The sequence below is a fragment of the Thioalkalivibrio thiocyanoxidans ARh2 genome (assembly GCF_000385215.1).
Classification (GTDB): domain Bacteria; phylum Pseudomonadota; class Gammaproteobacteria; order Ectothiorhodospirales; family Ectothiorhodospiraceae; genus Thioalkalivibrio; species Thioalkalivibrio thiocyanoxidans.
The window spans coordinates 74,888-87,719 of sequence record NZ_ARQK01000053.1 but is presented as its reverse complement, the minus strand read 5'-3'; the positions used below and the strand labels follow the sequence as shown (position 1 = coordinate 87,719).

The 12,832-nt window shown below is 66.6% G+C and carries 14 protein-coding genes; 6 read left to right on the top strand and 8 right to left on the bottom strand.

Going from position 1 to position 12,832, the window contains the following annotated elements:
* Positions 1-85 precede the first annotated feature (85 nt).
* The gene (locus G372_RS0108630) at positions 86-334 is read right to left on the bottom strand and encodes a YfhL family 4Fe-4S dicluster ferredoxin (protein ID WP_018863224.1); all 249 of its coding nucleotides are present in this window, start codon (positions 332-334) and stop codon (positions 86-88) included.
* A 33-nt stretch (positions 335-367) separates the two neighbouring features.
* Complete coding sequence (gene coaD, locus G372_RS0108625) at positions 368-859, bottom strand: pantetheine-phosphate adenylyltransferase (protein WP_018863223.1); 492 nt, start codon at positions 857-859, stop codon at positions 368-370.
* A 138-nt stretch (positions 860-997) separates the two neighbouring features.
* On the opposite strand from coaD, the gene G372_RS0108620 reads away from it, so the two are divergent.
* On the top strand, positions 998-1,228 hold the full coding sequence (locus G372_RS0108620) for a hypothetical protein (RefSeq protein WP_018863222.1): 231 nt from the start codon (positions 998-1,000) through the stop codon (positions 1,226-1,228).
* Between the two features lie 29 nt (positions 1,229-1,257).
* Here G372_RS0108620 and G372_RS0108615 read toward each other — a convergent pair whose 3' ends face one another.
* The 3 genes from G372_RS0108615 to G372_RS0108605 all read right to left on the bottom strand — a co-directional run bounded on the left by G372_RS0108615 (position 1,258) and on the right by G372_RS0108605 (position 3,312).
* A complete protein-coding gene (locus G372_RS0108615) occupies positions 1,258-2,280 on the bottom strand; it encodes a PA2778 family cysteine peptidase (RefSeq protein ID WP_026340333.1) in 1,023 nt (340 codons plus the stop codon).
* A gap of 7 nt (positions 2,281-2,287) precedes the next feature.
* The gene (locus G372_RS0108610) at positions 2,288-2,707 is read right to left on the bottom strand and encodes a PA2779 family protein (protein WP_018863220.1); all 420 of its coding nucleotides are present in this window, start codon (positions 2,705-2,707) and stop codon (positions 2,288-2,290) included.
* 167 nt (positions 2,708-2,874) lie between these two features.
* A complete protein-coding gene (locus tag G372_RS0108605) occupies positions 2,875-3,312 on the bottom strand; it encodes a hypothetical protein (protein ID WP_018863219.1) in 438 nt (145 codons plus the stop codon).
* 155 nt (positions 3,313-3,467) lie between these two features.
* Here G372_RS0108605 and G372_RS13985 point away from each other — a divergent pair, with 155 nt between their 5' ends.
* The gene (locus G372_RS13985; RefSeq protein ID WP_081618857.1) at positions 3,468-3,707 is read left to right on the top strand and encodes a GDCCVxC domain-containing (seleno)protein; all 240 of its coding nucleotides are present in this window, start codon (positions 3,468-3,470) and stop codon (positions 3,705-3,707) included.
* Positions 3,708-3,716: 9 nt separating this feature from the next.
* Here G372_RS13985 and G372_RS0108600 read toward each other — a convergent pair whose 3' ends face one another.
* Positions 3,717-4,982 carry a 6-phosphofructokinase gene (locus tag G372_RS0108600; protein WP_019623816.1) on the bottom strand — a complete coding sequence of 422 codons (1,266 nt, stop codon included), beginning with the start codon at positions 4,980-4,982 and terminating at the stop codon, positions 3,717-3,719.
* A gap of 219 nt (positions 4,983-5,201) precedes the next feature.
* On the opposite strand from G372_RS0108600, the gene G372_RS0108595 reads away from it, so the two are divergent.
* The 4 genes from G372_RS0108595 (at position 5,202) to G372_RS0108580 (ending at position 9,622) form a co-directional block, all read left to right on the top strand.
* Positions 5,202-6,215: a class 1 fructose-bisphosphatase gene (locus G372_RS0108595; RefSeq protein ID WP_019623815.1), complete on the top strand. Its 1,014-nt coding sequence runs from the start codon at positions 5,202-5,204 to the stop codon at positions 6,213-6,215.
* Between the two features lie 115 nt (positions 6,216-6,330).
* Positions 6,331-7,302, top strand: a complete 972-nt coding sequence (locus G372_RS0108590; RefSeq protein ID WP_019623814.1) for a chromate resistance protein ChrB domain-containing protein — start codon at positions 6,331-6,333, stop codon at positions 7,300-7,302.
* Positions 7,299-8,651 (top strand): chromate efflux transporter, encoded by a 1,353-nt coding sequence (gene chrA, locus G372_RS0108585; RefSeq protein WP_019623813.1) that lies wholly within the window; start codon positions 7,299-7,301, stop codon positions 8,649-8,651. Before G372_RS0108590 ends, chrA begins: the two co-directional genes overlap by 4 nt.
* An 11-nt stretch (positions 8,652-8,662) precedes the next feature.
* On the top strand, positions 8,663-9,622 hold the full coding sequence (locus G372_RS0108580; protein WP_019623812.1) for an MBL fold metallo-hydrolase: 960 nt from the start codon (positions 8,663-8,665) through the stop codon (positions 9,620-9,622).
* Between the two features lie 52 nt (positions 9,623-9,674).
* Here the strand turns inward: G372_RS0108580 and G372_RS0108575 are convergent, their stop codons facing one another.
* Both G372_RS0108575 and G372_RS0108570 read right to left on the bottom strand, forming a co-directional pair.
* Positions 9,675-10,670 carry a 2-hydroxyacid dehydrogenase gene (locus G372_RS0108575; RefSeq protein WP_019623811.1) on the bottom strand — a complete coding sequence of 332 codons (996 nt, stop codon included), beginning with the start codon at positions 10,668-10,670 and terminating at the stop codon, positions 9,675-9,677.
* Between the two features lie 158 nt (positions 10,671-10,828).
* Entirely contained in the window at positions 10,829-12,823 is a 1,995-nt protein-coding gene (locus G372_RS0108570; RefSeq protein ID WP_019623810.1) for a CocE/NonD family hydrolase, read from the bottom strand.
* Positions 12,824-12,832: the final 9 nt, after the last annotated feature.

Genomic DNA, 12,832 nt, shown 5'->3' with positions numbered 1-12,832 from the left:
CCCTGGCCGGGCCCCGCGGCCTGAACGGGCGCGGCCACCCACAAGGTGGCGGCGAGGGCCGCGGGGAGCAGGCGCGCCAGCATGGTTACGCGCCCATCAGCTTCTCGTATTTCGCCTGCAACTGTTCGCGCGTCTCCTTGTGATCGGGGTCCAGCGGGATGCAGTCGACCGGGCAGACATCCTGGCACTGCGGCTCGTCGTAATGCCCGACGCATTCGGTACAGCGCTCCGGGTCGATCTCGTAGATCTCGTCGCCGGGATAGATCGCCTCGTTCGGGCACTCGGGCTCGCAGACATCGCAGTTGATGCATTCGTCGGTGATCATCAGGGCCATGGGGTTGTCCTCGTATACAGTCGCGGGGTCCGGCTAGTGTCCCAGGCCGTTTTGTTCGGCCAGGATGCGCGCCACGCCGGGGCTTACGAATTTTGAGACGTCGCCGCCCAAACGGGCGATTTCCCGTACCAGACTGGAGGACACGAAGCTGTATTCCTCCGCCGGAGTCAGGAACAGCGTTTCGACCTCGGGGGCCAGCTGGCGGTTCATTGCCGCCAGCTGGAATTCATGCTCGAAGTCGGAGACCGCGCGCAACCCGCGCAGGATCACATTCGCCCCCTGGGCATGGACAAACCGGGCCAGCAGCACATCAAAGCCCCGGACCTCGACGCCCTCGATCCCCTTCACCGCCTCCTCGGCCAGGGCGACACGGGTCTCCAGGGGGAAGGCGGGCCCTTTGTCCGGGTTGGCGGCCACCGCGATCACCACACGATCGAAGAGGCGCGCGGCCCGACGCACGATATCGGTGTGCCCATGGGTAATCGGATCGAAGGTTCCGGGATAAATCGCGGTGATGTGGGGCATGCCAACAGCCAGCAGGGAACAAGCCCGTATTAGACCGCAAGGAATGGAGGCACACCAAACCCCCTCCATCGGGCGTGTTCGGAAAACGCTCGGGCAGGCTTTACACTGCCCCGTCTCGTCCACCGCCAAGGGCTACCAATGACCGATGATGACTACCGTCCGCCGCTGGCGGACTACTGGGACCAGCTCGAAGCCCGCTACGGGGGCGGGTTCAACTTCCATCAGATCTCGCGCGAGGAACTCGCGCAGCTGATCGACCATCTGCGCCACGCCGTCAAGGAAGACCCGCAGGTGACCGACGTGGAAAAACAGAACCTCGGCCTGGTACTAAAGCACGCGGAACAGACCCTGGAGAAACGCAAGGGCTGATACAGCCGCGCCCTGAGCGGCGCGGTGACCTACGGGGCCCGCGCCTCCAGGGCTGAGGGACAGGGTGGCAGGGCGCGGCACTGATCACCGTCGTCTGGCGCCTCGGCCGCCGCCCCCAAGGTGGGTGCATAGTTCCCGGGCCCCGCCAGTTCGCTCGCGCAACTGGCGGCCTCGCGGGCCTGCTCGCCGCACTGGCGGGCAATCAGCACATGGGCCAGGTTGTTCCAGCCCTCGTGCCGCTGGGGGTCACGCTCGATCAGCTGGCGCAATGCATCCTCCGCCGTGTCCAGATCGCCCTGGGCAAAGGCCACATTCGCCAGCCCGACATAGCTGATCGGATGCTCCGGCCAGCGTTCCATAGCGGCCCGGTATCCTGTCGCTGCCGGGGTTGGGCGCCCCACCTGCTCCAGCTCGTTCACTGCCCGCAGCCAGCGCAAGGGCTCGGCCGTGGCCGGCAGCTGGTCTGGTTCGGTCACCAGGAAGGCCCAGCGATCGCCGCGTGCCCAGGTGCGCTCGAAGCGGGAAAAAGAGTTCACGTGGCGCTCGATCGGTCCGCTGCGCAGATACACCTCGCGCTCGTCCAGGTCGTAGCCCATCACCACGGCAAAGTGCCACTCGGGGAACATCGCGACCCCGAGGTTCTGGAACACCACCACCGGGTTGCCCTGCGCCACCTCGCGCAAGATCGCCTCCAGTTGCGGCTCCACACGGTAGGCCACCAGGTCGCGGGCACGAGCCGCCGCGCGCATCTCCGCCTGCAGGCTGCCCTCGCGGGCCGGGATATAGACCTCGTCGATCAACTCTTCCAGCGAGGCATCGATCCCGCGTGCGCCCAGTACCGTGGCCAGGGCCGCGGGGCCGCACTGGTAGTCTTCCTGCGGGAAGAACGGGGTGTCTTCCAGCTCGACCCGGGCGGGCAGATCCTCAGGGGCCTCACTGGAGAGCTGCGCACTCTGTGGCGCAGTGGCGCAGCCACTGAGCCAGAGCACGGCGAACAGGCCGCAAACGAGCGCGGCGAGCCCGGGGGCTCGCCGCCAGTACACAGGTATCACGAGCGATCTAGCGTTCGCGCGCCGGGCCCACGAACGCAAAGATGTCGGTCACGCCGACCGCATCCAGGATCACCAGCACGATGAACACGATCGCGACCACCCCGACTACACCGGCGGCACCGGCCGGGTCGGTCTCCATGCGGGCCTCAAGCTGGGCCAGCTCGTCCGGGGTCAGACGGGCCACACGCTCCTGGGCTCGATCGGGGTCCACCCCCATCTCGACCAGCTTTTCGCGAACGGCCTGGTCATCCAGCTGCTTGAGCAATTGAGCACGGGTGTCCTCCGCGCTGGTCTGCTGGATCATGGAACCCGTATCCACCATCCCAACATCTGCAAAGGCTGGGGTGGCGGGCAACAAGACCAGCGCCATCGCAACCAGAAAAGCGGCAGGGGCGGACAACCAACGACGATGCGGTGCGTGGAACATGGTCGAACTCCTTTTTCGATTGAACAGGCCCGACAATCCGCCGGGTTTCACCACTTGAGTGTAGCCGACGGCGCTAACTCGCCAAGCCCCCGTATGCTCATTTTTTCGCGCCCGGTCACGCTATGGAGCCCCGGTCCGGGAACCGCAACTCCATCACGCGAAAGCGATCAGCTCTCTTCTGGGGGATCGACCTTTTCGATCTCGTACTCGAGCACCTCGACCGAGCGGGCCCAGGCGCCACCACAGACGCTGTTGTCTCGCGTGCGCTCGCGCATGTCACCCGGGGCAATGGTGCCGAAGCGACGGGTATCGGTGCGCACATCGTCATCCAGGTCACCCGGGCAGGTGTACGCCGTCTTGGTGACCGTTACCTCGACGTAGTCATCGGTCTCGTTGACGACACGCCACTCGCCCCGCACGTTGTCGCAGCCATGGTCGCGTAGACGGTATTCGACCTTGACGCCCTCCGGCGAGCCCTCGGCCGGCAGCCAGTACGCGCCCTGGGCCGATACGGTCGCGGGAGCGGCAAAGGCCCCCATCAAGGCGGCGGCCGCAAGGCCTGCCAGCGTCCGGTTCAGAATTTGGCTTGTCATGATCTCCTCCACAATCTCTGGACTTCGTCTGGCCCTCTTGCGTGGCCTTCATCTCACATTAGACGCCCGGAGTTCGCCACATATGCCGTTTCCGGGCGCGACAAAGGGTTTTTTCTCGATCGAGCCCCTCTGCAATGTCCATCATCCATGGCGCGCCTGAAAGAGCGATGAATGAGGTTGTCCTGGAGTCGACCCTGACCTGCCCCGAATGCGGGCATCAGAAGACGGAAGCGATGCCCACCGACGCCTGCCAGTGGTTCTACGAGTGCACGGGCTGCGGCGTCTTGCTGCGCCCGCTTCCAGGGGATTGCTGCGTGTTCTGCTCTTTTGGAACCGTGCCCTGCCCGCCCATTCAGCAGAAAGGCCCGGGCGGCTGCTGTATACCCGCGAACCCTTCGGGCAGATGACCTCGGTGCCTACTCCGTCTTGACCTCGAACGGGGGGCAGCGTTTTGGCAGCAACTCGCCACGAATGCGCGTATAGCAGGGGAGGCCGCGCTCGAATGGAGGCGCGTCCTCGCCCTGGATCAGCGGGCGCAGATAATCGCGCGCGGCCTGGGTGATGCCGTAGCCATCGGGAGTGATGTAGTTGCGCGGCATGCCCTGCTCGATATCGGCGACGGTCTCCAGCGGGGTGAACCCGATGCTCCAGCGATAGGGCTTGTTGGAGTCGCGCCGGATAATCGGCATGAAGGCGTCCTCGCCGGCCACTACACCCTCCACCGCCGCGCGCCCACAGGCATAGGCCTGCTCCACGTCCACCTTCGACGCGATATGGCGCGCGGCACGCTGGATGTAGTCCACCACCGCCCAGTGCAGCTTGTGCCCGGTCTTCTCGCGGATCAGCTCGGCCAGGCGCGGGGCGGCACCTCCAAGCTGGGTGTAGGCATAGACATCGTGGCTTTGCGCGACCGAGAACAGGTCGCCATCCGGATTCTTGATGCCCTCGGAGACGACCACCACGCAATAGCCGTGACGCTCGATGGTGCGGTTCAGATGCTCCAGGAAGTCGTCCTGGTCGAACGGGACCTCGGCGAACAGGATCAGCATTGGTGGCTGGCCGTCGAACTCCTGTGCCAGCGCCGCAGCAGCCGCCAGCCAGCCGGCATGGCGGCCCATCACCTCCAGCACGAACACCTTGGTGGAACTGGTGTGCATGGACTCGACATCCAGACTGGCCTCGCGCACTGCGGTGGCAATGAACTTGGCGGCAGAGCCGAAGCCCGGGCTGGAGTCGGTGACGGCCAGGTCGTTGTCGATGGTCTTGGGCACGCCGATCGCCTTGATCGGAAAGCCCATGCGATCGCCCATCTTCGCGATCTTCAGCGCGGTATCCATGGAGCCGCCGCCGCCGTTGTAGAAGAAGGTACCAATGTCATGGGCGCGGAAGACCTCGACCAGGCGCTCGTACTGTTGCGGGTCCTTGTCCGGGTCGCCCAGGTCGAAGCGGCAGGAACCGAACGCCCCGCCTGGCGTATGGCGCAGGGCCGCCAGGGTCAGTGGGTCCTCGTGGTCGAGGTCGATGATCTCTTCGCGCAGGACACCCAGGATGCCGTCGCGCGCCGCAAAGATCTTGCCGAAGTGGGCCGGGTGGGCGCGTACCGCCTCGATCACCCCCCAGGCGCTGGCGTTGATGACGGCGGTGACCCCGCCCGACTGGGCGTACAGCGCGTTCTGCGGCATGCGAATCCTCCATTTCCTGTTGGTTCCCGGATACCGAGCAAACACAGTGCCAGGCCGGTCACGCCACGATCAGTACTGTGGATCGGCCCCTCCGGGTGCTTTTGCTACACTATGCCGCCTTTGACACCCGGCGCGCCGGGGCCGTTCGCCCCGCGACGGGGCTGCTGTGCCCTATTTCGCGCCGTGTCGCCCGATTCACAACAGCATCAGGATTGCATCATGCATATCGGTACCACTCTGACCAACTGCATCATCGAAACCCAGCGCGGCATCCAGGGCGCGACCGGAGAATTCACCGGTCTGCTGAACGACATCTCCGTGGCATGCAAGAAGATCTCCAACCTCGTCGACAAGGGCGATCTGGTCGGCGTGCTCGGTTCCGCGGGTTCCGAGAACGTGCAGGGCGAGACGCAGAAGAAGCTCGACATCATCACCAACGAGGTGTTCATCGAGAGCCTGAGCCACAACGGCCACGCCGCCGGCCTGGCCTCCGAGGAGATGGACGAGATCTGCGAGATGCCGGCCGGTGCGCCGCGCGGTCATTACCTGGTCCTGTTCGACCCGCTGGACGGCTCCTCCAACATCGATGTGAACGTCTCCGTCGGCACGATCTTCTCGATCCTGAAGGCCCCCGAGGGTGTGACCGATCCCAAGACCGAGGACTTCCTGCAGCCGGGTACCAAGCAGGTCGCCGCCGGCTACTGCCTGTACGGCCCGTCCACCATGATGGTGATGGCCACCGGCCAGGGCGTGAAGATGTTCACGCTGGACAAGGACTTCGGTGAATTCCTGCTGACCAAGGACAGCGTGAACATCCCGGAGGACACCCAGGAGTTCGCGATCAACATGTCCAACAGCCGCTTCTGGGAAGCGCCGATCAAGCGCTACATCGACGAGTGCCTGGCCGGCAAGGAAGGCCCGCGCGGCAAGGACTTCAACATGCGCTGGGTCGCCTCCATGGTCGCCGAGGTGCACCGCATCCTGTGCCGCGGCGGGGTGTTCATGTACCCGATGGACACGAAGATGAAGGCCAAGGGCACGACCGGCAAGCTGCGCCTGATGTACGAGGCCAACCCGATGAGCTTCATTGTCGAACAGGCCGGCGGCGCCGCTACCACCGGCCGCGAGCGCATCATGGACATCAGCCCCGAGGGCATCCACCAGCGCGTGCCGGTGGTGCTCGGTGCGAAGAACGAAGTGGAGCGCATCACCGGCTACCACAACGAGGGCTGATCGCCAGGCCTTTGTAGCGCCTTTCTATAGGCCCGGCCCCGCAAGGTGTCGGGCCTTTTTTGTGCCCGCAGACTGATCTTTGTCACGGGCATTACACTGATGATATACCTGTAACATGGATTCTGCAGATACCGACTGGCAATTGCTCATTCTCGCCTTTCAGGGCGGTCAGGACTCGACCCGGGTCCGGCTCTGGCGCGCGCTGAAGGCCCTGGGCGCCGCCACGCTGCGCGACGGCGTCTACCTCCTGCCCAACCGCTCCGATCTGCGCAACGCCCTGCTGGAACTGGCGGAATCCGCACGCGCGGCGGGCAACCAGGCCTACCACCTGCCGGTAGCCGCCAGCGCCGAGGAACAGGCGCATTACCGCGGCCTGTTCGACCGCGAGGCCGAGTACCGCACGCTGCAGACCAGCGCCGAGACCCTCCTGGGCCAGCTGCCCGGACTCGGCGAGGCCGAGCTGCTCAAGCGCCTGCGCCAGATCCATCGCGAGGCGGAGCAACTGCGCCGCACCGACTACTTTCCGGGACCCGGACGCGGACCCCTGGAAGCCCAGCTGGCCCGGCTCGAATCCGCGGCTCAGGCAATGCTCTCGCCGGACGAACCCTCACCCGCACCCGAAACCGGCATCCCCCGCCTGGATCCGGCGGACTACCGGGGCCGGTTGTGGGCGACGCGCGCGGCCATGTGGGTCGACCGGGTCGCCAGTGCCTGGCTGATTCGCGAATTCATCGACCCCCAGGCGCGTTTTGTCTGGCTCGACACGCCAGCGGAGTGCCCGGGCGAGGCCCTGGGCTTCGACTTCGACGGGGCCGCCTTCACCCACGTTGGCGACCGCGTCACCTTCGAGGTGCTGCTGGCTGCCTTCGGCCTGGAGCGCGACAGTGGCCTCGCCGGCCTGGCCGAGATGGTGCACTTCCTGGATGTCGGCGGCCGCCCCATCCCCGAAGCGCCGGGCTTCGAGAGCATCCTGACCGGGGCCAAACAGCAATGCGCGGACGACGATGACCTGCTGGCCCGCGTGACCCCGGTGCTGCACGACCTCCGCCAGGCCTATGAACAACAATCCGGAGGGGCCTCCAGATGACTGATCCCGAGCAGGCGACAACACAACGACCCGACCCGCCCACTCGAGCCGAGGCCTTTCGCTACTGGCTGAAACTCGGCTTCATCAGTTTCGGTGGCGCCGCCGGGCAGATCGGCATGATGCACGACGAGCTGGTGGAACGGCGTCGCTGGGTCTCCGAGAAACGCTTCCTGCATGCGCTGAACTACACCATGGTGCTGCCAGGGCCCGAGGCCCAGCAGCTGGCGACCTATCTCGGCTGGCTGCTGCACGGCACCTTCGGCGGCCTGATGGCGGGGCTGCTGTTCATCCTGCCGTCACTGTTCCTGATGATCGGCCTTTCCTGGGCGTATCTGGTCTTTGGCGACGTCCCTGCGGTGGAGGCCGTGTTCTACGGCATCAAGCCGGCGGTGGTTGCGATCATCGTCTATGCCGGCTGGCGCATCGGCGGGCGGGTGCTCAACAACGGCCTGCTGTGGCTGATGGCCATCGCGGCCTTTCTGGCGATATTCGCGCTCAACATCCCGTTTCCGTACATCATCATCACGGCGGGCATTCTCGGCTGGCTGGGCAGTCGTGTCTGGCCGGAGCGCTTCCAGAGTGGCGAATCGCACGGCACCGGCAGTGCCCAGTCCCGTGGCCCGGCGGTGGTGGACGACGATACCCCACCGGCGCCCTGGATGCAGTTTCGCTGGGCACGGGTAACGCGCTTTCTGGTGGTTGGCCTGGGCCTGTGGGCCGTCGTGTTCGGGGCCCTGCTAGCCGTGTTCGGCTGGGATGCCACGCTGACCCGCATGGGCCAGTTCTTCACCCAGACCGCACTGGTCACCTTTGGCGGGGCGTATGCGGTACTGCCCTATGTGTACCAGGGCGGGGTCGAGACCTATGGCTGGCTGAGCCCGACGCAGATGATCGACGGCCTGGCCCTGGGCGAGTCCACGCCCGGGCCGCTGATCATGGTGGTCACGTTCGTCGGATTCATCGGCGGCTGGACGCAGGCCTTTCTCGGGCCGGACCAGATTGTGCTGGCCGCCCTGCTGGGGGCACTGGTCGCGACCTTCTTCACCTTCCTGCCGTCGTTCCTGTTTATCCTGGTCGGCGCACCGCTGGTCGAGCGCACCCGCGGGGACCTGCACTTTACCGGGCCGCTGACAGGCATCACCGCCGCCGTCGTCGGCGTCATCACCAACCTGGCGGTGTTCTTCACCTGGCACGTGCTGTGGCCGGACGGATTCGAAGGTGCCTTCGAATGGTTCTCGGCCCTGCTGGGCATCGCCGCCTTCATCGCCCTGGCCCGCTTCCGGGTCGGCATCATCCCGCTGATCGCTGTCTGTGCCGGCCTCGGTGCGGGGTATCAGCTTCTGTTCTAGGAGTTCGTGACATGCTGAAGAACACGCAAAACAGGGCCCAGCTCGTTCTGGCCCTTGCGGCTTTGGCTCTAAGCCCGCTGCTCGCGGCCAAGGAGGCGCCCATCCTGCCGGAACCCGACGCGGTCTCGGACCATGCCCATGCGTGGGTCGGGCCATACGGCGGGCCGGACACCGAAAACCAGGGCTTTCGCATGAACCTGGGTTACGTGGTCGGCGAAGACGCCGTGGCCGTGATCGATTCCGGCCATACCCCGGAGATGGCCAAAGAGATGCTGGAGCATATCCGCGCGACGACCGACAAGCCGGTGCGCTACGTGATCAACACCAACTCGCAGCCGCACCGCTTCATGGGCAATGACGTCTTTCGCGAGGCCGGCGCCGACATCCTGGCCGCGCCCGAGGCCGTCGATCGCATGCAGGGCAACGCCTCGATGTTCGCCATGCAGCTCGAGAACGCGCTGGATCGGCCGGAAGGCTCCACCGAGCACCCCGAACCACCGAACGTGATGGTCGAGGATCGCGAGGAACTGGATCTGGGCGGTGTCACCCTGGACGTTCGCCATGTGGGTAGCGCCCACACCCACGGCAGTCTGATCGCGGTGGTCGAGCCCGACAACATTGTATTTGCCGGGGACGTGCTCTATGGGGGGCGCCTGCTGGCCATCCTGCCCGACGGCAGCATGGAGGGCTGGCTGGAGGCCTACGAACTCCTGCAGGATGAATACGCGGATGCGAAATTCATCCCGGGCCACGGGGAGCCGGGCGCACTGTCGACCTTCGACCACCCGACCCACGACTACCTGCGCGCGCTGTGGGACCACATGATTGAGGCGGCGGACATGGGCACCGACATGCAATCGGCCATCGGAGCCTTCGATGCTTCGCCGTGGCAGGACCTGGCCGACTTCGACGACCTGGCGCCACGCAACGCGAATATCGCCTATCAGGAGGCCGAGAGCGCCTTGTTCTAGAAAGGCATGGAACTCGACTTCCTCGGGGTTCGCACTTCCCGGGGAAGTCGAATCAGACGACGCGGCCCTCGGGTTGCGCGTCCGGGTCCTGGTGCAGGGTGGTCAGGTTGGCGACGGTGGTGTCGGCGATGTTGGCCAGGGCCTCGCGGGTCAGGAAGGCCTGGTGGCCGGTGACCAGCACGTCGTCGCGCTGCATCAGTCGCGCCAGGCGCCGGTCCGGCAGGCCGGACAGCGACCAGTCGTGGAAGAACAGTCCCGCCTCGGCCTCGTAGACATCCAGCGCGAGTCCCCCCAGCTGACCCGAGTCCAGCGCGACCTCGGCGGCATTGGTATCCACCAGCGCCCCGCGCGCGGTGTTGATCAGAAAGGCCCCGCGCGGCATCCGCGCCAGGGTATCGGCATTGATCATGTGCCGGTTCTCGGGCGTCATCGGGCAGCTCAGGCTGACCACCGAGGACTCGGCCAGCAGCGTATCCAGGCCCAGATACTCCACCCCCGCGGCCTGCAGCTCCGCGTTCGGGTACGGGTCATGCGCAATCACGCGACAGCCGAAGCCGAGCATGATCCGGGCGAAGGCCTGTCCGATCCGTCCGGTGCCGACGATGCCCACGGTCCGTCCGACGAGATCGAAGCCCGTCAGGTGGTCGAGGCGAAAATCGCCGCGCCGGGTCCGCTCCCAGGCCCGGTGCACCCGGCGGTTCAGGGTCATCAAGAGGGCGACGGCATGCTCCGCGATCGCGTTCGGGGAGTAGGCTGGAACCCGCCCCACGCGCACGCCGCGTTCGCGGGCCCGCGCCACATCCAGGTTGTCGTACCCGGAACAGCGCAGCGCGACCACATGAATCCCCTGGTCCGCCAGCCCGTCGATCACGCGGCGGTGCAGGTCGTCGTTGGTGAACACGCAGACCGCGTCCGCGCCCCGGGCCAGATGCACCGTCTCAGCGGTCAGGCGCTCGGCGTACATCACCGGCACCATCCCGGCGGCCACCAGCGCCGGTTCCAGGTATTCGCGATCATGCTGCTGGACACTGAACAGGGTAACCCGCATATCGGTCTCTCTCGTCCTGGGATTGTCCGGGTACACGCTCGGCCTGCGCAGGGCGTCCCGGGTGTCTTGCTTGCGCGCGCGCTTAGCGCGGGCACCGGTCTCTGCAGGGGCAGCATAACGCAGGAACCAGCCCGGAACGGGCCAGTCCTGCGCCTGCCTCAGACGAGATCGCGGGGTATCTGTAGATCCCAGTTGCGGGCAAAGACCCGGCGTTCGCCCTCGTACGCATCCAGCTGGGCATGGATCTCGAACTCGGTTGGGGTCGAGGTGAGGAGCGTGCGGGTGACCGTTCTAACCTCCCAGTCGCCGCGGCGGAAACCGCGTTCCCAGAGGGTTTCCCCGCGCGCGGAGTTGAAGTCGTCGCCCAGGTAGCTGTACCACTCCAGCGTGCGGCGCTGCATCCCCAGGTCCAGCGCCTCCAGGTGCACTGTACCGCTGTCGTTGATCACCTCCAGCGTGGAGCGGTCTTCCTCCAGGTCGCGGATTACCCGCCAGGTGTGGCGCGGCGTGGTCAGCTGGTTGCTGGCGGTGGACGGCGGGCTGCCCTCGGCCTCGTCGAAGCGGATGCCCGCGTCCTCCTCCCGCGGTGGCCGGCGCGGCAGGCACAGCCGGCTCGCGCCGGTGGTGATATGCAGGCACACCGGCTCCGGCGGCGGCCAGGCGAGCGGGAAATACGACGTGGAGACCGACAGGCGCAGACGGTGCCCGGCGGGAAAGGTCTGCGCCACGTCGTTCAGCTTCACGCGCACGTCGTAGTGCCGCCCCGGCTCCAGCGGCTGCGGGTCCTCCGAGCTGTCGCGGTGGGTGAGATTCAGCAGGCCGTAGGTGACCCGGGTCGCCTTGTCGTCCTCGGCGACATCCGACAGGCGCACCGCGACCATCGCCACCGGGCGGTTCACGCGCAGCCGCAGTTCCACGCAGGCCGCGCCGAGGATCTCCAGTGGCGCGTCGAGCGGCGCACTGGTGAACACCAGCGCGCCGCCGTCCTCCTCGCGCTGGTCGTGCGGCAGGTCGGGTGTCGCGGCATACGAGCACCACTTGCCGGCGAACAGCCCGACGCTGAGCGGCGACTGCAGCGACATCTCCCGCTCCGGGACCGACTCCTCGGCGCCGGCCAGGCGTCCTGGCCAGGCCAGGGGAAGGGCCTGCTCCTCCATATGTGGCGACGGCCATTCCGGTTCCCCGATCCAGCGCCCGGGCCGCTCCGGGTAATGTGTGGTGGGTGGCATGCTGTCCTGCATCCAGGCGCGCAGCATCGGCTCGTCCATGATCCCGTTGTCGGCTCCCTTCAGCCAGTGATCCCACCAGCGCAGGCACTCCTGCAGAAAGCCGATCGCCGGGCCGGGCACGCCCTGGTGCGGGTACTTGTGGCTCCACGGCCCGACCAGCCCCTGGCGCGGCACCTGCAGCCCGGCCAGCAGGCGGAACACCGCGTTGGAGTAACCGTCGGCCCAGCCGCTGACGGCCATCACCGGGGTCTGCACGGCGGACCAGTCCTCGCAGATCGAGCCGTGCTTCCAGTAGTCGTCGCGGCGCTGGTGGCGCAGCCACTTCTCCAGCCACAGCCCGCTGCCCTCCAGCCGCTGGAACCACATCTCGCGCCAGCGCTCGCCCACGATCTCCGGATCGGGGGGCAGGGAGTTGTAGGCGAACATGGTCGAGGCCCAGGACAGATTGTCGCCCAGCAGGCAGCCACCCATGTGGTGGACATCGTCGGCGTAGCGGTCATCGGTGGAACAGACGCTGACCACCGCCTTCAGCTCCGGCGGTTGCAATGCCGCGATCTGCAGGCCGTTGAAGCCGCCCCAGGAGATGCCGATCATGCCGACGCTGCCATTGCACCAGGGCTGCTCGCCCATCCAGCGCAGGACCTCCACGCCGTCGTCGAGCTCCTGCTGCAGGTATTCGTCCTCCAGTACCCCCTCGGAGTCGCCCGATCCGCGCAGGTCCACCCGCAGACAGGCGTAGCCGTGACCGGCGAAGTAGTGGTGGATCGCGTCGTCGCGCAGGCGGGTAGAGTCGCGCCGGCGGTACGGGATGTATTCCAGGATTGCGGGGACGGGCCGCTGTTCGGCGCCCTCGGGGCGCCACAGTCGGGCGGCCAGCTGCGTACCGTCGGGCAGCGGGATCGGGATGTATTCCTCGACTGCCACGGGGCAGGG